We start from the raw sequence: 17857 nt of genomic DNA, 5'->3' as shown, positions 1-17857 counted from the left end.
TTATTTGTCCGGGCTGTCGATGGTCAGTGTTTGCGGCGCGGTGGTGCTGCTGGCCAGGGGCTGGCTGCGACCGATCCATTCGCCGGCAGTGGGTTTGCCGGCACGGGAAATGCGCGCAACCAGTTGGACTTCAGGGAAGTTCGACAGTTTCAATTGCGGCATCATTGCGTCGGCATCGCCCAGTTCGACGGTCACCGGCAGGTCGGCCACGGTCATGCGCTTGACCGCCAGCGGGGCCGGAGGACCGGAGATCGCACGGGCGAAGATGAACACGCTGTCGCCAGGCTGGACCTTGGATTTGAGGTCCGCTGCCAGATCGACACTGACCTTGAGCAACGCCGCGGCCTTGGCCGCCGGTGCCTGCGCAACCTTGCCGCCACTGGCCACCAGTTTCTCCGTGGCCCGGTTGATCCCGCCCTGCAACGCCTCGCGGGATCTGTCTTCCGCCGGCAGTTGCGCCAGCAGGCGATTCCAATAGTCGATAGCCTCCTGATAACGCTCGCCTTCAAACGCAGCGATGCCGAGCAGGCCGAGGCTGGTGACTTCCTTCGGATCAGCCTTGAGCGCTTCGTCGGTCAGGGCCTGGACCTTGTCCGACCACTTCTTGCCATCGGCGAAGTACTGGGCCTGGGCCCATTGGCCGAGCAGCTCCGGCTGACGACCGGCCAGGTTCACCGTGCGCTCGAACATCTTCGCCGCGTCCGCCGGGCGATCCTGAGCCATGTAGGTACGACCGAGGAAGTACGTGCCTTCGGCGGAATCCGGTTGAGCGGCAACCGTGCGCTCCAGGCGTTTGGTCATCTCTTCCATCGATTGCGGTGCCAGCGCGAACTCTCGGGTCAGCTCAACCTTGTCGCTGGCGCCATAATGCAGGTACAGCCCCAAGCCCAGCACCGGTACCAGAACGGCCGCCAGCAATGGCAAGGGTTTGCCCAGACGCGACACCGGCGGCGCTTCGACGCCTTCGGTGTCCGCCAGCAACTCACGGGCCGCTTCGGCGCGACCGGCGTCCATTTGCGCCGCATCGAGCACGCCCTCTTCCTGCTGAGTCTGCAACTCAGCCACGCGCTCCTGATAAAGCGCGACGTTCAGGGCGGTACGATCCTCTTCACGCTGGGCGCGACGGCTGCGCAGCACCGGGATCAACAGAAAACTCAGGGCCACCAGAAGCAGCAGACCTGCAGCGAGCCAGAAATCAATCATTCTTGGTTTTATCCAACAGGTGGTCGAGGCGCGAACGCTCCTCGGCAGACAGCGAGCCCGGGGTGCCGGCGCGTTGCACGCGACGACGGCGGACGATCACCGCGATGATCACGACACCGCCCAGCAACAGACCGGCGGGGCCGAACCAGAGCAAGGCGGTCTTGGCGTTCAGCGCAGGTTTGTAGCGGACGAAATCACCGTAGCGATCAACCATGAAGTCGATGATCTGCTGGTTGTCCTTGCCCTCGCCGAGCATGCGGAAAATCTCTTTACGCAGGTCGGCGGCAATCGGTGCGTTGGAATCGGCGATGTCCTGATTCTGGCACTTGGGGCAACGCAGCTCCTTGGTCAACTCGCGAAAACGCTCGCGATCACCTTCCTTGGCGAACTCGTAGGTGTCGATGGCCGCGTGGGCCACGCCCGTCAGGCTCAAACTCAGAACAGCGGCAGCGATCCAGCGCTTCATGGCTTGGCCTCGTCGACCAGCGCCTGGTATTTGACCGCCAGTTTTTCACGCCAGACCTGTTCGTCGATCACACCGACGAACTTGTCGCGGATGATGCCCTTCGCGTCGATGAAGAAGGTTTCCGGTGCGCCGTACACGCCGAGGTTCAGACCCAGCGAGCCTTCGTCGTCACGAATGTCCAGTACATACGGGTTGTGGAAATCCGTCAGCCACTTCAAGGCATCGGCGTTGGTGTCCTTGTAGTTGATGCCGTAGATCACCACGCCTTGCTGGGCCAGCTTGTTCAACACCGGGTGCTCGACCCGGCAGGAAATGCACCAGGTGCCCCAGACGTTGACCAGCGCCGGCTTGCCGAGAATATCAGCGCGGGTCAGGGACTTGTCGCCCTGCACTGTCGGCAGGGAAAACTCCGGGAACGGCTTGTTGATCATGGCCGAAGGCAGCTCGGCCGGATCCAGGTACAACCCACGGTAAAGGAATACAGCGACCACCAGAAAAATCGCCAGTGGCAACAACATCAACCAACGCTTCATGCAGTGGCTCCCGACATGCCCAGTGCTTCGCGCACGCGGCTTTTGACCTTGACCCGATATCGCCGATCCAGCGCCGCCAGCAATCCGCCTGCGCCTGTCAGCAAACCACCGAACCAGATCCAGCGCACGAACGGTTTGACGTGCACGCGCACAGCCCAGGCGCCGTTACCCAAGGGTTCACCGAGGGCGACGTAGAGGTCGCGGGTGAAACCGGCGTCGATGCCCGCTTCGGTCATCACCGAGTTCTGCACGGTATAGAGGCGTTTTTCCGGGTGCAGCACGCTGATTTCCTTGCCGTTGCGGATCACCCGCACGGTGCCCTTGTCGGAGGTGAAGTTCGGGCCTTCGAAGTGCTTGGCGCCCTCGAAGATGAAGTGGTAGCCGGCCAGGTCCATGGACTCGCCCGGCGCCAGGCGCAGGTCACGCTCGGCACTGTTCTGACTCGACAGCACGACACCCAGCGCACACACGGCAATGCCCAGGTGCGCGACCTGCATGCCCCAGTAACTGCGGGTCAGGGTCGGCAGGCCCTTGATCAGGCCCTTGTGGCGAGTCTTGTCGATGATGTCACGCACACCGGCCAGCAACACCCAGGCCGCGAGCATGAAGGTCGCGAGCACTGCCCAGTTGAAATCGCCGTACGCGACGCCGGCCACCACGGCCAAAGCGGCACTGCCCAGCAAAATCGGAGTCAGCATGCTCACCAGCCATTTCACCGGGGTGTCTTTCCAGCGCACGATCACGCCGACCGCCATCACCACCATCAGCAACGCCATCAACGGAATGAACAGCGCGTTGAAGTACGGCGGGCCGACCGACAGCTTGGCGCCGGTCATGGCGTCCAGAATCAGCGGGTATAGGGTGCCGAGCAGGATCATCGACGCCGCCACCACCAGCACCAGGTTGTTGCCCAGCAGCAGGGTTTCCCGGGACCAGAGGTTGAAGCCGACCTGGCTCTTGACCACCGGCGCGCGCAGGGCGAACAGGGTCAGCGAACCACCGACCACGAACAGCAGGAAAATCAGGATGAACACCCCGCGCTCCGGATCGGACGCAAAGGCGTGCACCGAGGTCAGCACGCCGGAACGCACGAGGAAGGTTCCGAGCAGGCTCAAGGAGAATGCGGCGATGGCCAGCAACACGGTCCAGCTCTTGAACACGCCACGTTTTTCCGTGACCGCCAGCGAGTGAATCAGCGCAGTGCCCACCAGCCATGGCATGAACGAGGCGTTTTCCACCGGGTCCCAGAACCACCAGCCGCCCCAGCCGAGTTCGTAGTACGCCCACCACGAACCGAGGGTGATGCCGATACCGAGGAACGCCCAGGCAACGATGGTCCACGGACGCGACCAGCGTGCCCATGCAGCATCCAGGCGACCGCCCATCAGCGCGGCGATGGCGAAGGCGAAGGCCACCGAGAAACCGACGTAGCCCATGTACAGCATCGGCGGGTGAACGATCAGGCCGATGTCTTGCAGCAGCGGGTTGAGGTCGGCACCATCGGTGGGCATTTGCGGCAGGATTCGCTTGAACGGGTTGGAGGTCATGATCAGAAACAGCAGGAAACCGGTGCTGATCATGCCCATCACCGCCAGCACGCGGGCCAGCATGACCTGCGGCAACTGCCGGGAAAACACCGACACCGCGAAGGTCCAGCCGCCGAGAATCAAGGCCCACAACAACAGGGAACCTTCGTGGGCACCCCACACGGCGCTGAACTTGTAGTACCACGGCAACGCGCTGTTGGAGTTGTTAGCCACATAGGCCACGGAGAAATCGTCCGCCATGAAGGCGTAGGTCAGGCAACCGAAGGCAAACAGCAGAAAGGTGAATTGCCCCCACGCCGCCGGCTGGGCCAGGCTCATCCACAGGCGGTCACCGCGCCAGGCACCGAACAATGGCACCACCGCCTGGGCCAGGGCGAAGCACAGGGCCAGGATCATCGCCAGGTGGCCAAGCTCGGGAATAAAGATGCCGGATGTCATGGATCAACCCTCCTTCGCGGGCGTTGGAGCCGATTGACCGCTGTCTTTCAACGCCTTGGTCACTTCCGGCGGCATGTACTTCTCATCGTGTTTGGCCAGTACTTCATCGGCCACCACCACGCCATCGGCATTGAGCTTGCCCAGGGCGACGATGCCCTGTCCTTCGCGGAACAGGTCCGGCAGGATGCCGCGATAAGTGATGGTGACCGACTTGTTGAAGTCGGTGACGACGAACTTCACGTCCAGGGAATCACTGGAACGCTCCAGCGAGCCCTTCTCGACCATGCCGCCGGCACGAATGCGCGTGTCCTGCGGGGCTTCGCCGTTGGCGATCTGGGTCGGTGTGTAGAACAGATTGATGTTCTGCTGCAGGGCGCTCAGGGCCAGGCCGACGGCAGCGCCGACCCCGACCAGGATCGCGAGAATGATGACAAGACGCTTTTTGCGCAGCGGATTCACTGGCCGTTCTCCCGGCGCAGACGACGCGCCTCTTGTTGCAGATACCGCTTGCGGGCCAGGATCGGCGCCGCCACGTTGAGGGCCAATACCGCCAGGCAGATGCCATAGGCTGACCAGACATACAGGCCATGATGACCCATGGCGAGAAAGTCGCCGAATGAAGCAAAACTCATCGAGCGACCTCCAGGCTGTTTTCCACTTCGACTTTGACCCAACTGGTCCGGGCTTCGCGCTTGAGCACTTCAAGACGCATGCGCAGCAGCAGGACCGCGCCGAAGAAACAGTAGAAACCCAGCGCCGTCAGCAGCAATGGCAGCCACATCTCGGCGGGCATCGCCGGTTTTTCGGTGAGGGTGAAGGTCGCGCCCTGGTGCAGGGTGTTCCACCACTCCACCGAGTACTTGATGATCGGGATGTTGATCACGCCGACGATCGCCAGCACCGCGCAGGCCTTGGCCGCGCTGTCACGATTGCTGATTGCGTTGCCCAGCGCAATGAGACCGAAGTACAGGAACAGCAGAATCAACATGGACGTAAGGCGTGCATCCCAGACCCACCACGAGCCCCAGGTCGGCTTGCCCCAGATCGCCCCGGTGACCAGCGCCACCGCGGTCATCCAGGCGCCAATGGGCGCCGCGCATTGCAGGGCGACATCGGCCAGTTTCATCTTCCAGACCAGCCCGACGATGCCGCACACGGCCAGCATCACATAGATGGACTGCGCCAGCATGGCGGCCGGGACGTGGATATAGATGATGCGAAAGCTGTTGCCCTGCTGATAGTCCGGCGGCGCGAAGGCCAGGCCCCAGACCACGCCAACGCTGATCAGCAGCAACGCCGCGATGCTCAGCCAGGGCAGCAGTTTGCCGCTGATGCCGTAAAACCATTTGGGCGAGCCGAGCTTGTGAAACCACGTCCAGTTCATACTCTGTTTCCGTCACGGTTGCTCTTTACTATGAAGAGCCAGGGCCTGCTTTTTTTTTAAAAGAGTGGTCAAAATTTAACCAGACCTCATTATTCGCCGACGCTGATCTTCAGGCCAGCGGCTATTGCAAAGGGTGTCAGGGTTATCGCCAGGGCGGTCAGGCTGCCAAGCCACAACAGATAACCGGTCGCCGGCATCCCCTGCAAGGCAGCCTGCAAGGCGCCACTGCCAAGGATCAATACCGGGATGTACAGCGGCAGAATCAGCAGTGCCAGTAACAGGCCACCGCGCTTCAAGCCCACCGTCAGCGCTGCACCCACCGCACCGAGCAGGCTCAGTACCGGTGTACCGAGCAACAACGAAAGCAGCAACACTGGCAGACAGGCGGCAGGCAAACCGAGCATCAACGCCAGCAAGGGTGCGAGCAAAACCAGTGCCAGGCCGGAAAAAGCCCAGTGTGCCAGCACCTTGGCCAAAACCAGAAGAGCCAGGGGGTGCGGCGAAAGGACCCACTGCTCGAGCGATCCATCTTCGAAATCACTGCGGAAAAGCCCGTCCAGCGAGAGCAAGACCGATAAAAGCGCTGCGACCCAGACCAGCCCCGGAGACAAGGTTTGCAACAATTGAGACTCAGGACCGACCGCCAGCGGGAACAGGGAAACGACGATGGCAAAGAACACCAGTGGATTGGCCAGCTCCGCCGGACGGCGGAACAGCAGACGAGCCTCGCGGGCGACCAGCAGGCCGAAAACACTCATACGGCCCAGCTCCCCAGATCGATGTCGCGATAACCGGCCGGCATCCGGCTCAGCGTGTGATGAGTGGTCAACACCACCATCCCGCCGCGTTCGCAGTGGCCGGCCAGATGAGATTCAAGCTGTGCCACGCCCTGCTTGTCGAGGGCGGTAAAGGGTTCATCGAGGATCCACAGCGGCGGGCTGTCCAGATACAGGCGCGCCAGGGCGACACGGCGCTGTTGACCGGCTGACAGGGTGTGGCAAGGCACATCCTCGAATCCCCGCAGCCCGACTGCGGCCAGCGCCTGCCAGATCGCCTCATGGGTCGCCGGATGATGCAAGGCACACAGCCAGCTCAGATTCTCTTCCGGCGTCAGCAAATCCTTGATCCCGGCCGCGTGGCCGATCCACAGCAAGTTGCGCGCCAGCTCAAAGCGTTGCTCGTTCAGCGGCTGGCCGTTGAGCAGCACTTGACCGGCAGTCGGCTGCATCAGCCCCGAGAGCAGGCGTAGCAGGCTGGTCTTGCCACTGCCGTTGGGGCCGCTGATTTGTACCATTTCGCCACTGGCCAGTCTCAAATCGAGATTTTCGAAGAGCAGCCGAAGGTCTCGCTCACAGGCAAGGGCAACGGTTTGCAGAACAGGACTGGTCAAGGGTTCACGGGCCTTATACGGTTCAAGTCGGCACTGGCGCGGCCGTTAAAGAGATGCAGCATAGATGCAATGACGTCTTGTTCTAGAGAGCTGCGTCAAACAATTGCAAAGTTTTCGCCATTTTTGGATACAACGGCGCGGCATTATACATGCCAGGCCTTACTCTAAAGAGTGGATTTTCCTCAGGTTGTGACCGCGTATGACAGGCGAAATGAACATCCTCCCGCTACCGCAAACCGTCCCGGTGACATCACGCCCGCCGGTGGTCAGCGGTGAATTGCTCAAGTTGCTGACGCCGGTGGAGGGGCTGATCAGCGTCGGTCAAACCGCCCAGGCCGAAGTCTTGTCGCTCAAGCAGGCGGATCAGACTTTCCAGATGCTGCTCAAGGTCACCCTCGACAGCGGCCGCCAGACCACGGTCCAGACCACCAGCAATCAACCGCTGGCCCAGGGCACCACGCTGGTCGTCACCCAACCCTCGGCTGGCAGTCTGGCCGTGACGGTGCAACAGGCCATCGCCTCCAGCGTCGCCACCCTCACCCGCCTCGACACCGCGCAACTGCCCATTGGCACCCTGCTGCAGGGCAAAGTGCTGACCTCGCAAGTGCTGCCCCTGGTGCCCGGCCAGCCCATGGTGTTTCGCTCGATGGTGAGCCTGCTCAATACTGCACTGAGCGGCAGCACCCTGAGCATCGACAGCCCGCAGCCCTTGCGCATCGGCACCTTGTTGAGTGCACAGGTGCACGACAGCCAGACATTGAAGTTCGTGCCACTGAGCAGCCGTCAGGAACAACTGGCCGTGACCCGGCAACTGGTCGACCAGCAAAGCCGCCAGGGTTCGCTGGATGGCTTGCTCAAGCTCTTGCAAAACCTGCCGCCCTCGGACCAGACATCCGTTGAATTGCGTAGCGCCGCGAGCAGACTGCTCGCCGGCTTGCCGGATGTTCAGCAACTGAGTACCCCCAAGGGCCTGGCCCAGGCCCTGGCCAGCAGTGGCGTGTTTCTCGAAAGCAAACTGCTGACCGGGCAAAACCCGACGCTCGCACCGGACATGAAAGGCGACCTGCTCAAACTGGTTGCGCAATTGAGTCAGGGCTTGCCGGCCAACACCAGCCTCGGCGCGATCATCGCCGCCAATACCCTGGCCCAGGCCATGCCGAATTTTGTCCGCAATGCCCTGGGCATGCTCGGTCAGGTCAGTGCCAAACCCTCGCCGAGCGGTTTCCCGCTGCCCGAACGCCTGTTGCAAAGCGTCGATGCTGAAAACGACCTCGAACACCTGCTGCGCCTGGCCGCCGCCGCGGTTTCACGCCTGCAAAGCCATCAGCTGTCGAGTCTGGAACAAACCGGCGTAACCGCCGACGGACGGCTGATGAGCACCTGGCAGCTGGAAATCCCGATGCGCAATTTGCAGGACATCGTGCCCTTGCAGGTCAAGTTCCAGCGTGAAGACTCACCCGAAAAAGAACAGCCGAAGGAACGTCGCGAAGAACGCGAACCCAAGCAACAGCTGTGGCGTGTGGAACTGGCCTTCGCCATGGAGCCTTTGGGGCCGCTGCAAATCCAGGCGCAACTGATCAATGGCAGCCTCTCCAGCCAGCTATGGGCCGAGCGGCCCTACACCGCCAGCCTGATCGAAAGCAATCTGAGCGGGTTGCGTGACCGCTTGCTGTCCGCCGGCCTGAACGTCGGCGACCTGGACTGCCACCTCGGCACCCCGCCCCAAGGCCCGCAAACCCGCCTCGAACAACGCTGGGTCGACGAAACCGCATGAAAAACCCCAATGCCCCACGCCAGGCCATCGCCCTCAAATACGACGGCACCCACGCCCCCACCCTCACCGCCAAGGGCGACGAAGAGCTGGCCGAAGAAATTCTGCGCATTGCCCGCGACTGCGAAGTACCGATCTACGAAAATGCCGAACTGGTGAGATTGCTGGCGCGGATGGAGCTGGGGGACTGCATTCCTCAGGAGTTGTACCGCACGATTGCCGAAATTATTGCGTTCGCGTGGAATCTGAAGGGCAAGTTTCCCGAGGGGCAGAATCCGGATGCTCCGAGGGTGGAAAAGGATGTCACCGAACGCGGGGATGATTATTGAATCTGTGTTGGCTGCGATCTTTTGATCTATTCAGTTCTTGTGCAACTTACTCATCAACTCTGCCGGCGTCACGTCATCAGACCTGAAAATGCGCAAAAGCTTGAGACTGCGACCGACAATCAAACCATTGATAAGGCCAGCCCCCAGTGCCGACCATGCCGTCATCGGCAATTCATTGGCCATTTCCGGATACATCGCTGCCTGATAGCCAAGGTAATAACGCCAGGCAAAAAAGCCCCAATACACAATCAGCACCTTGATCGTGCCAGGCAGAACCAGATGTTCCCCCTCGCACTGCACATTGCTGTACGGAAAAAAGCGCAGTGCCAGCAACCATCCCGCCAATAACCCGATTACATAGGCCGAGAGTGGAATGACTACACCTTGGGAGATATTCAGCGAAGCCAGGGACAGGGTCACGAATATCACCGGCGTGATTTGCAATGACCTTTTCGACACGTGAATCTTGAAGCAGGCAATGACACCGTAATAAGTCAGGATCAGAAAAACCGCATAAACCCACAGCGGTGTACCGCGCACAATGTCGATCATAAGCCTTCCTGGCAGTGGATAGGTTTGAACAAGATGCTCAACCTACTGATGGCGGGTTGCGATCACAAGATAGCGGTATCTGAAAAAGCTATTGGCAGGAGGCCACGACGGCGTAGTACCCGTCTGAGGATAGAGAGTAATGCGTCGGATGATAGCTGCGCATTCGAAGACGCCATCGCGAGCAGGCTCGCGATGGAGGTATGAGCGCCGCGTTTCTCCAGGAAGCTCGTGTCATCGTTAACGACCATCGCGAGCAGGCTCGCTCCTACAGGCTGTCAGTTCTTGTGCAACTTACTCATCAACTCCGCCTCAGCCTGGGTCAAGCCGCAGGACTGGGTCAGTTCGTTGACGCTGGCGCCCATGCCGACTAACCGCGCTGCCTGAGCAAACGACAGGCTTGAGGGATCGCGTTGTTCCAGCTGGGCGAGTTTGTCCGGCAAGGGCGCAACGATCGCCCGCAGTTCATGCAAGTCTTCCCCCATGCACACATTACCGTTCTGGTAATCGTCGACACGCTTGGCCAGGTCCTTGATGCGCTGATCGCGCAGCGCATCACCCTTGGCCTGTTGCGCGGCGATCTGCTTTTGAGCGCGAATGTACGCCAGGAACATTGCCAGCGTGCCTGCCCAGAACAGGAACAGGACAATGACCGCAACCTCGAGAATCAATCAGATACTCTCCAGTTCCGACCATTCTTCTTCGCTCATCATCTTGTCGAGCTCGACCAGGATGAGCAATTCGTTGTTCTTGTTGCACACGCCTTGAATGAACTTGGCGGACTCTTCGTTACCCACGTTCGGCGCGGTTTCGATTTCCGACTGACGCAGGTAAACCACTTCGGCCACGCTGTCGACCATGATCCCGACCACCTGCTTGTCGGCTTCGATGATGACGATACGGGTGTTGTCGCTGATCTCGGCATTCATCAGGCCGAAGCGCTGGCGGGTGTCGATCACGGTGACGACGTTGCCGCGCAGGTTGATGATGCCCAGCACGTAACTCGGGGCACCCGGGACCGGAGCGATTTCGGTGTAGCGCAGGACTTCCTGGACGCGCATCACGTTGATGCCGTAGGTCTCGTTGTCCAGCTTGAAGGTGACCCATTGCAGGATCGGATCTTCGGAACCCTTTGCCGCCGTCGCCTTGTCATTCATACCCTGATCCCCTCAAGAAACCGCCCTGGCGGTGTGTGTTCCGTGCAACGCCATCGAGTGGCGTCGCCTGTTGTTTATTTAACGTGTGTCGGTGTGTGGTTCGGCTTGTTGCCAGACATGTGCTTTGCCCCGCCGCTGGCGATCAACTCGGCCAGCGCGGAAACGTCGAGCAAGGCACACATGTGTTCAATCACCGTGCCGGCCAGCCATGGCCGCTGGCCTCGGTGACTTCGCCATTTGATTTCATTCGGGTCCAGGCGCAACGAGCGGCTGACCTGATGCACCGCCAACCCCCACTCGTAGCCTTGCACCGAAATCACGTATTGCAGACCCTGCTTGAAATCGTCGCGATAACGGTCGGGCATGACCCAACGCGCGGTATCCAGCACTTTCAGGTTGCCCACCTGACTCGGCAGGATGCCCAGGAACCATTCCGGCTGGCCGAACAGCGGCGTCAACTCGTGACCGGCCAGGGAGTAAATCGAACCCAGGCACACCAACGGCACCGCCAGGGTCAACCCGGCGACATCGAACAGCAGGCATTCGAAGGGTTCGGCAGCCCAGGACGGACGACCGTCGGTTTGTACCGGTGGCGGCGTGTTCGCGGGTGGCAGATGCACTTCGACCACCGGCGCCACCAGAATCCGCTGCACCTCGACCGCCACAGGCTCTGGTGCTGGCGGCACTTCGGCGACAGACGCCACCAGTGTTTGCAGCAACGGCGCAATGGTCGATACCGGCGCCAGGACCGGTGCCGGCGCTTCGATCACGGCCACTGGTGCTTTTGCCACTGGCACAACGACGGGGGCAGCAGCCAATGCTGGTTTTTGCGCATCACGAGCCTGCTCTTCAAGCACGGCCGCCTGGAACTCATCCAGCGCAGCTGCAACCTCGACCACCTCGGGCAGCGCTTCAATTTCCGGTGGCAATTCTTCGGTTGCGTCCTGCAGCAAGTTGTCCAGATACGACTGCAGCGCCAGTTGCGGGCGCGACGTGACCTTCACCGGCCGATTCATGCGCACACCATCGTAGGAGCTGCCACAGGCTGCGATCTTTTGCTCTTGATCTTTTCAAGGACGCCACAAAGCAAGATCAAAAGATCGCAGCCTGCGGCAGCTCCTACAGGGATTGAATTCATCTCAAGCCACCTGCGGAACGAGTTGTGCCGCCAGCAGATGCTTGAGCAATGCGCGGTAAGCGAGAACGCCACGGCTCTTGCCGTCGAATTGCGAAGGCGTCAGGCCGGCGCGACTGGCATCGCGCAGGCGCGTGTCCACCGGGATGTAGCCTTGCCAGATTTCGTCGGGGAATTTGTCGCGCAGCACGCGTAAGGTTCCGAGGGACGCCTGGGTGCGGCGGTCAAACAGCGTCGGCACGATGCTGAACGGCAACGCCTGTTTGCGCGAGCGGTTGATCATCGCCAGGGTGTTGACCATGCGCTCCAGGCCTTTGACCGCCAGGTGTTCGGTCTGCACCGGGATCACCAGTTGCTGGCTCGCCGCCAAGGCGTTGACCATCAGCACACCGAGCAATGGCGGGCTGTCGATCACGGCGTAATCGAAGTCCTGCCACAGTTGCGCCAGGCTCTTGGCAATCACCAGGCCTAGACCGCTCTGCCCCGGCGACTGGCGCTCAAGGGTGGCCAGCGCGGTGCTGGACGGCAACAGGGAGATGCGTTCGTCACTGGTCGACAGCAGCAGTTGACCCGGCAGGCCTTGGGGCACGCTGCCCTTGTGCAGGAACAGGTCGTAGTTGCTGTGTTCCAGGCTGTCGGGATCGTAGCCGAAATAGCTGGTCATCGAGCCGTGGGGGTCGAGATCGACCACGACCACGCGCTTGCCCGCCTCCGCCAGTAAACCGGCTAAAGCGATGGAGGAAGTGGTTTTACCGACACCACCCTTTTGATTGGCGACTGCCCAGACTCTCATTCGGATTGTTCCTCCCGGCCGAACGGATCGACCGAGAAATAGCTCAACGTATTAATGCGGGCGACGGAGAATTGACGGCGCTCTCTCGTACCGGCGACTTGACCGGGGTCGGTGCAGTTTGTGTGCCAGCACGCTTCAATGCTGCATCCGGTTGCGCATGGGCGGTTCCGGTGCCGGTCAGGCTGCGACGCACATCGAGGTTGCGCGACACCACCAGCACCACGCGACGGTTGCGTGCGCGGCCTTCAGCCGTGGCATTGTTGGCCACCGGCTGAAACTCGCCGTAGCCCACCGACGCCAGGCGACCGGGGTTCACCCCCTGCATCGCCAGCATGCGCACGATGCTGGCCGAGCGGGCCGAGGACAGTTCCCAGTTGGTCGGGTACTGCGCGGTGCGGATCGGTTGGTCGTCGGTGAAACCTTCGACATGAATCGGGTTGTCGAACGGTTTCAGGATCGCCGCGACCTTGTCGATGATGTTGAACGCGATGTCGCTGGGCATGGCGTCGCCGCTGCCGAACAACAGGCTGGAATTGAGCTCGATCTCGACCCACAGCTCGTTGCCGCGCACAGTCATCTGGTTGGAGCTGATCAGGTCACCGAATGCCGCGCTGATGTCATCGGCGATGCTTTTGAGCGGATCGCTGGCGCCAGCGACACCGGCATCGACCTGGTCACTGTCCTTGACCAGCGGCTTGGCCGGGGTCACGGTCTTCGGCCGCTCGTCACCGATGGGGATCGGCTTGAGCGAACGATCGGAATCGGTGAAGACGCCGATCAGCGCTTCGGAAATGACCTTGTACTTGCCTTCGTTGATCGACGAGATCGAGTACATCACCACGAAAAAGGCAAACAGCAAAGTGATGAAGTCGGCATAGGAAACCAGCCAGCGTTCGTGGTTTACATGCTCTTCTTGCTGGCGACGACGGGCCATGAGTTTTTTTCCCTTAATCCATGAAGCCCTGAAGCTTCAACTCAATGGAACGAGGGTTTTCACCTTCCGCGATCGACAGCAGCCCTTCCAGCAGCATTTCGCGATAACGCGACTGACGCAACGCGATGGATTTGAGTTTCGCGGCAATCGGCAACAGCACCAGGTTGGCACTGGCCACGCCGTAGATGGTGGCGACGAAGGCCACGGCGATGCCGTTACCCAGTTGCGACGGATCACCCAGGTTGCCCATGACGTGAATCAGGCCCATCACCGCACCGATGATGCCGATGGTCGGCGCGTAACCGCCCATGCTTTCGAAGACCTTGGCCGCTTCGACATCGCGGCTTTCCTGGGTGTAGAAATCCACTTCCAGAATGCTGCGGATCGCTTCCGGCTCGGCGCCGTCGACCAGCAGTTGCAGGCCTTTGCGCGCGTAGTTGTCGGGTTCTGCGTCGGCGATGCCTTCAAGGCCCAGCAGGCCTTCCTTGCGGGCGGTCAGGCTCCAGTTCACCACGCGATCGATGCCACCGGCCAGGTCAACGCGAGGCGGGAACAGGATCCAGGCGAGGATCTGCATCGCACGCTTGAAGGCACTCATCGGCGATTGCAACAGCGCGGCGCCAATGGTGCCGCCGAGCACGATCAACGCTGCCGGACCGTTGGCCAGGGCGCCGAGATGACCACCTTCGAGATAGTTGCCGCCGATGATGGCGACGAAGGCCATGATGATGCCGATCAGGCTTAGAACATCCATCAGATACAGGCCTCGACCAAGTGCTTGCCAATGTCATCGAGGCTGTACACCGCGTCGGCGAGCTCGGCTTTGACGATGGCCATCGGCATGCCGTAGATCACGCAACTGGCTTCGTCCTGTGCCCAGATCGAACTGCCGCCCTGCTTGAGCATACGCGCACCTTCTCGACCATCGGCGCCCATGCCGGTGAGGACGACCGCCAGAACTTTGTCGCCATAGGACTTGGCTGCCGAACCGAAGGTGATGTCCACGCACGGCTTGTAATTCAGACGCTCGTCACCCGGGAGGATTTTCACCGCGCCGCGGCCGTCGACCATCATCTGCTTGCCACCCGGCGCCAGCAACGCCAGGCCCGGACGCAGGATGTCGCCATCCTCGGCTTCCTTGACGCTGATGCGGCAGAGCTTGTCCAGGCGCTCGGCGAAAGCCTTGGTGAAGGCGGCCGGCATGTGTTGAACCAGCACGATCGGTGCCGGGAAGCTGGCCGGCAGCTGGGTCAACACCCGCTGCAGGGCAACCGGGCCGCCGGTGGACGTACCGATGGCCACCAGTTTGTAGGCTTTGCGTTTCGGCGCGGGCGACGACGCAGTGGCCGCATGCGTACGCACCGGAATTGGTGCCGGACGCACGGGCGCGCTGCTGCCGTAACTGCCGACGCTCGAAGACGCAGGTGTTGGAGCGGGTGCGGCCACAGGGGCCGGAGCGCTGTAAGTGCTGACGCGACGATTGCTGCGCGAGATGCTCAGGATCTTTTCGCACAGCAGTTGCTTGACCTTCTCGGGGTTGCGCGAGATGTCTTCGAAGTTTTTCGGCAGGAAGTCCACCGCGCCGGCATCCAGCGCATCGAGGGTGACGCGGGCGCCTTCGTGGGTCAGCGAGGAGAACATCAGGACCGGGGTCGGGCAGCGTTGCATGATGTGCCGTACGGCAGTGATGCCGTCCATCATCGGCATCTCGTAGTCCATGGTGATCACGTCGGGCTTGAGGGCCAGCGCCTGATCGATCGCCTCTTTGCCGTTGGTCGCCGTGCCGACGACCTGGATATTCGAATCCGCTGAAAGAATTTCCGAGACGCGGCGGCGGAAAAACCCCGAATCGTCCACCACCAGGACTTTGACTGCCATAAACACTCCATTAGATGGAGCGAGGCCAGGCGCCTCGCTCCACCAGAATCAAATACGCCGTGTGGCGTAACGCTTGAGCATGCTCGGAACATCGAGAATCAGCGCGATGCGGCCGTCACCGGTGATGGTGGCGCCGGACATGCCCGGCGTTCCCTGGAGCATTTTGCCCAATGGCTTGATGACCACTTCTTCCTGGCCCACCAGTTGATCGACGACAAAGCCGATCCGCTGCGTGCCCACCGAAAGGATCACCACATGGCCCTCGCGCTGCTCTTCGTGAGCGGCGGAGCTGACCAGCCAGCGTTTGAGATAGAACAATGGCAGTGCCTTGTCCCGCACGATCACCACTTCCTGGCCGTCCACGACGTTGGTGGTCGACAGGTCGAGGTGGAAGATCTCGTTGACGTTCACCAGCGGGAACGCAAACGCCTGGTTGCCGAGCATGACCATCAGCGTCGGCATGATCGCCAGGGTCAGCGGCACCTTGATGACGATCTTCGAACCCTGTCCCTTGGCCGAATAGATGTTGATCGAGCCGTTGAGCTGGGAAATCTTGGTTTTCACCACGTCCATGCCCACACCGCGACCCGATACGTCGGAGATCTCGGTCTTGGTCGAGAAACCCGGGGCGAAGATCAGGTTGTAGCACTCGGTGTCGCTCAGGCGGTCCGCCGCATCCTTGTCCATCACACCGCGCTTGACCGCGATGGAACGCAGGACGTTCGGGTCCATGCCTTTGCCGTCATCGGAGATCGACAGCAGGATGTGATCGCCTTCCTGCTCGGCCGCCAAGATGACCTTGCCGCCCCGGGCCTTGCCCGAGGCTTCGCGTTCTTCCGGCGATTCGATGCCGTGGTCGACTGCGTTGCGCACCAAGTGGACCAACGGGTCGGCCAGGGCTTCGACGAGGTTCTTGTCGAGGTCGGTTTCTTCGCCGACCAGTTCCAGGTTGATCTCTTTCTTGAGCTGGCGAGCCAGGTCGCGAACCAGGCGCGGGAAACGTCCGAAGACTTTCTTGATCGGTTGCATCCGGGTCTTCATGACCGCGGTTTGCAGGTCGGCCGTGACCACGTCGAGGTTCGACACAGCCTTGGACATGGCTTCGTCGCCGCTGTTGAGACCCAGACGGACCAGGCGGTTACGCACCAGCACCAACTCGCCGACCATGTTCATGATCTCGTCGAGACGCGCGGTATCGACGCGCACGGTGGTCTCGGCTTCGCTGGCCGGTTTTTCCGCCGGTGGCGCGGCCGGAGTACGGGCGACTGCAGGTGCAGCGGCAGCAGTCGGCGTTTCGGCTTTTGGCTCGGGTGCCTTGGCCACCGGTTTCGGCGCCGCCGCCTTCGCGGCCGGCGCGGCAACGGACGCGTTCGATCCGCTGGCAACTGTCGCTTTGCCGACTTCGCTGAACTTGCCCTTGCCGTGCAACTCGTCGAGCAGCGATTCGAATTCGTGATCGCTGATCAGATCGCTGCCGGCCGCCGCAGCGGCTGGCGCGACAGGAGTCGGCACAGAAGCAATGGCCGATTCGAGCGCATCGACAGCAAAGTTACCCTTGCCGTGCAGTTGGTCGAGCAGTGCTTCGAATTCGTCGTCAGTAATATCGGAGCTGTCGCCTGCCGCTTTCGGGGCCTCTGGCGCAGCCGGCGTCGGGACCACCGCGTCAACGGCGAACTGGCCCTTGCCGTGCAGTTGATCGAGCAACGACTCGAACTCGGCATCGGTGATTTCGTCGCTGGCGGCCGCACCGCTGACCGGCACAGACATCGCCGCCGGCGCCTCGGCCTGAGCCTTGACGGCGTTCAGCGAGTCCAGCAGTTGTTCGAATTCATTGTCGGTGATATCGCCCGATTCGCTTTCAGCCACAAGCGCTTCGACCACGGCGGCGACAGGTGCAGCAGCCACCTCGTCAGCCGATTGCGGCTCGGCCAGACGGGCCAGCGCCGCGAGCAGTTCCGGTGTAGCGGCCGTGATCGGGCCGCGATCGCGGACCTCGCTGAACATGCTGTTCACCGCGTCCAGCGCTTCGAGAACCACATCCATCAGTTCCGGGTCGACGCGACGTTCACCCTTGCGCAGGATGTCGAACACGTTCTCGGCGATGTGGCAGCACTCCACCAGCTCGTTGAGCTGGAGGAAGCCGGCGCCCCCTTTTACAGTGTGAAAACCGCGAAAAATTGCATTGAGCAGATCCGCATCATCCGGACGGCTTTCCAGCTCGACCAGTTGCTCGGACAGTTGCTCTAGAATCTCGCCGGCCTCAACCAGGAAATCCTGAAGGATCTCTTCATCGGCGCCGAAGCTCATTAAGGGGGGTGCTCCTACAGGTCTAAAAACCTAAAAAACCTGA

Annotated in this window: 20 protein-coding genes; 2 read left to right on the top strand and 18 right to left on the bottom strand. The window is 61.3% G+C overall.

The window, feature by feature from the left end; translation table 11 throughout:
- From ccmI to ccmA, 9 genes are all read right to left on the bottom strand, one after another.
- Positions 1-1203, bottom strand: coding sequence for a c-type cytochrome biogenesis protein CcmI (gene ccmI, locus KW849_RS28215; RefSeq protein ID WP_218432747.1), 1203 nt, complete (start codon positions 1201-1203; stop codon positions 1-3).
- On the bottom strand, positions 1196-1669 hold the full coding sequence (locus KW849_RS28210; protein WP_218432746.1) for a cytochrome c-type biogenesis protein: 474 nt from the start codon (positions 1667-1669) through the stop codon (positions 1196-1198). Before KW849_RS28210 ends, ccmI begins: the two co-directional genes overlap by 8 nt.
- Positions 1666-2202 carry a DsbE family thiol:disulfide interchange protein gene (locus tag KW849_RS28205; RefSeq protein ID WP_218432745.1) on the bottom strand — a complete coding sequence of 179 codons (537 nt, stop codon included), beginning with the start codon at positions 2200-2202 and terminating at the stop codon, positions 1666-1668. The genes KW849_RS28210 and KW849_RS28205 overlap by 4 nt, the downstream gene beginning before the upstream one ends.
- Positions 2199-4187 carry a heme lyase CcmF/NrfE family subunit gene (locus tag KW849_RS28200; protein WP_218432744.1) on the bottom strand — a complete coding sequence of 663 codons (1989 nt, stop codon included), beginning with the start codon at positions 4185-4187 and terminating at the stop codon, positions 2199-2201. The genes KW849_RS28205 and KW849_RS28200 overlap by 4 nt, the downstream gene beginning before the upstream one ends.
- Positions 4188-4190: 3 nt before the next feature.
- Entirely contained in the window at positions 4191-4646 is a 456-nt protein-coding gene (gene ccmE / locus KW849_RS28195; RefSeq protein ID WP_218432743.1) for a cytochrome c maturation protein CcmE, read from the bottom strand.
- Positions 4643-4819 (bottom strand): heme exporter protein CcmD, encoded by a 177-nt coding sequence (gene ccmD, locus KW849_RS28190; protein WP_007939192.1) that lies wholly within the window; start codon positions 4817-4819, stop codon positions 4643-4645. The genes ccmE and ccmD overlap by 4 nt, the downstream gene beginning before the upstream one ends.
- On the bottom strand, positions 4816-5571 hold the full coding sequence (locus KW849_RS28185) for a heme ABC transporter permease (protein WP_218432741.1): 756 nt from the start codon (positions 5569-5571) through the stop codon (positions 4816-4818). The genes ccmD and KW849_RS28185 overlap by 4 nt, the downstream gene beginning before the upstream one ends.
- An 89-nt stretch (positions 5572-5660) precedes the next feature.
- On the bottom strand, positions 5661-6329 hold the full coding sequence (gene ccmB, locus KW849_RS28180) for a heme exporter protein CcmB (protein ID WP_007980754.1): 669 nt from the start codon (positions 6327-6329) through the stop codon (positions 5661-5663).
- The gene (gene ccmA / locus KW849_RS28175) at positions 6326-6961 is read right to left on the bottom strand and encodes a cytochrome c biogenesis heme-transporting ATPase CcmA (RefSeq protein ID WP_108218669.1); all 636 of its coding nucleotides are present in this window, start codon (positions 6959-6961) and stop codon (positions 6326-6328) included. The genes ccmB and ccmA overlap by 4 nt, the downstream gene beginning before the upstream one ends.
- A gap of 199 nt (positions 6962-7160) precedes the next feature.
- On the opposite strand from ccmA, the gene KW849_RS28170 reads away from it, so the two are divergent.
- Positions 7161-8735 carry a flagellar hook-length control protein FliK gene (locus KW849_RS28170; protein ID WP_218432739.1) on the top strand — a complete coding sequence of 525 codons (1575 nt, stop codon included), beginning with the start codon at positions 7161-7163 and terminating at the stop codon, positions 8733-8735.
- Positions 8732-9061: an EscU/YscU/HrcU family type III secretion system export apparatus switch protein gene (locus KW849_RS28165; protein ID WP_218432737.1), complete on the top strand. Its 330-nt coding sequence runs from the start codon at positions 8732-8734 to the stop codon at positions 9059-9061. Before KW849_RS28170 ends, KW849_RS28165 begins: the two co-directional genes overlap by 4 nt.
- A 30-nt stretch (positions 9062-9091) precedes the next feature.
- Here the strand turns inward: KW849_RS28165 and KW849_RS28160 are convergent, their stop codons facing one another.
- The 9 genes from KW849_RS28160 to KW849_RS28120 all read right to left on the bottom strand — a co-directional run bounded on the left by KW849_RS28160 (position 9092) and on the right by KW849_RS28120 (position 17814).
- Entirely contained in the window at positions 9092-9613 is a 522-nt protein-coding gene (locus tag KW849_RS28160; RefSeq protein WP_218432735.1) for a hypothetical protein, read from the bottom strand.
- A gap of 275 nt (positions 9614-9888) precedes the next feature.
- Positions 9889-10281, bottom strand: a complete 393-nt coding sequence (locus tag KW849_RS28155) for a DUF2802 domain-containing protein (protein WP_218432726.1) — start codon at positions 10279-10281, stop codon at positions 9889-9891.
- Positions 10282-10767, bottom strand: a complete 486-nt coding sequence (locus KW849_RS28150; protein ID WP_007980742.1) for a chemotaxis protein CheW — start codon at positions 10765-10767, stop codon at positions 10282-10284.
- 74 nt (positions 10768-10841) lie between these two features.
- Positions 10842-11783, bottom strand: coding sequence for a CheW domain-containing protein (locus tag KW849_RS28145; RefSeq protein ID WP_218432724.1), 942 nt, complete (start codon positions 11781-11783; stop codon positions 10842-10844).
- Positions 11784-11906: 123 nt separating this feature from the next.
- A complete protein-coding gene (locus tag KW849_RS28140; protein WP_218432721.1) occupies positions 11907-12695 on the bottom strand; it encodes a ParA family protein in 789 nt (262 codons plus the stop codon).
- 43 nt (positions 12696-12738) lie between these two features.
- The gene (motD, locus tag KW849_RS28135; protein ID WP_108218661.1) at positions 12739-13629 is read right to left on the bottom strand and encodes a flagellar motor protein MotD; all 891 of its coding nucleotides are present in this window, start codon (positions 13627-13629) and stop codon (positions 12739-12741) included.
- A gap of 13 nt (positions 13630-13642) precedes the next feature.
- A complete protein-coding gene (locus KW849_RS28130) occupies positions 13643-14383 on the bottom strand; it encodes a flagellar motor protein (protein WP_085716992.1) in 741 nt (246 codons plus the stop codon).
- Positions 14383-15507 carry a chemotaxis response regulator protein-glutamate methylesterase gene (locus KW849_RS28125; protein ID WP_218432719.1) on the bottom strand — a complete coding sequence of 375 codons (1125 nt, stop codon included), beginning with the start codon at positions 15505-15507 and terminating at the stop codon, positions 14383-14385. The genes KW849_RS28130 and KW849_RS28125 overlap by 1 nt, the downstream gene beginning before the upstream one ends.
- A 48-nt stretch (positions 15508-15555) precedes the next feature.
- Positions 15556-17814, bottom strand: coding sequence for a chemotaxis protein CheA (locus KW849_RS28120; protein WP_218432718.1), 2259 nt, complete (start codon positions 17812-17814; stop codon positions 15556-15558).
- Between the last annotated feature and the right edge of the window lie 43 nt (positions 17815-17857).

It is taken from the genome of Pseudomonas sp. PDM26 (genome assembly GCF_019219185.1).
In the GTDB taxonomy this organism is placed as follows: domain Bacteria; phylum Pseudomonadota; class Gammaproteobacteria; order Pseudomonadales; family Pseudomonadaceae; genus Aquipseudomonas.
This window is presented reverse-complemented; position numbering and strand designations above follow the sequence as displayed.

Excerpts from the sequence above, each read along its gene's own strand:
- KW849_RS28170 (WP_218432739.1), top strand. The coding sequence starts at position 7,161 with ATGACAGGCGAAATGAACATCCTCCCGCTACCGCAAACCGTCCCGGTG.
- KW849_RS28150 (WP_007980742.1), bottom strand. The coding sequence starts at position 10,767 with ATGAATGACAAGGCGACGGCGGCAAAGGGTTCCGAAGATCCGATCCTG.
- ccmD (WP_007939192.1), bottom strand. The coding sequence starts at position 4,819 with ATGAGTTTTGCTTCATTCGGCGACTTTCTCGCCATGGGTCATCATGGC.
- KW849_RS28125 (WP_218432719.1), bottom strand. The coding sequence starts at position 15,507 with ATGGCAGTCAAAGTCCTGGTGGTGGACGATTCGGGGTTTTTCCGCCGC.
- KW849_RS28200 (WP_218432744.1), bottom strand. The coding sequence starts at position 4,187 with ATGACATCCGGCATCTTTATTCCCGAGCTTGGCCACCTGGCGATGATC.
- KW849_RS28165 (WP_218432737.1), top strand. The coding sequence starts at position 8,732 with ATGAAAAACCCCAATGCCCCACGCCAGGCCATCGCCCTCAAATACGAC.
- KW849_RS28140 (WP_218432721.1), bottom strand. The coding sequence starts at position 12,695 with ATGAGAGTCTGGGCAGTCGCCAATCAAAAGGGTGGTGTCGGTAAAACC.
- ccmI (WP_218432747.1), bottom strand. The coding sequence starts at position 1,203 with ATGATTGATTTCTGGCTCGCTGCAGGTCTGCTGCTTCTGGTGGCCCTG.
- KW849_RS28210 (WP_218432746.1), bottom strand. The coding sequence starts at position 1,669 with ATGAAGCGCTGGATCGCTGCCGCTGTTCTGAGTTTGAGCCTGACGGGC.
- KW849_RS28120 (WP_218432718.1), bottom strand. The coding sequence starts at position 17,814 with ATGAGCTTCGGCGCCGATGAAGAGATCCTTCAGGATTTCCTGGTTGAG.
- KW849_RS28185 (WP_218432741.1), bottom strand. The coding sequence starts at position 5,571 with ATGAACTGGACGTGGTTTCACAAGCTCGGCTCGCCCAAATGGTTTTAC.
- KW849_RS28160 (WP_218432735.1), bottom strand. The coding sequence starts at position 9,613 with ATGATCGACATTGTGCGCGGTACACCGCTGTGGGTTTATGCGGTTTTT.
- KW849_RS28145 (WP_218432724.1), bottom strand. The coding sequence starts at position 11,783 with ATGAATCGGCCGGTGAAGGTCACGTCGCGCCCGCAACTGGCGCTGCAG.
- KW849_RS28130 (WP_085716992.1), bottom strand. The coding sequence starts at position 14,383 with ATGGATGTTCTAAGCCTGATCGGCATCATCATGGCCTTCGTCGCCATC.
- ccmB (WP_007980754.1), bottom strand. The coding sequence starts at position 6,329 with ATGAGTGTTTTCGGCCTGCTGGTCGCCCGCGAGGCTCGTCTGCTGTTC.
- KW849_RS28205 (WP_218432745.1), bottom strand. The coding sequence starts at position 2,202 with ATGAAGCGTTGGTTGATGTTGTTGCCACTGGCGATTTTTCTGGTGGTC.
- motD (WP_108218661.1), bottom strand. The coding sequence starts at position 13,629 with ATGGCCCGTCGTCGCCAGCAAGAAGAGCATGTAAACCACGAACGCTGG.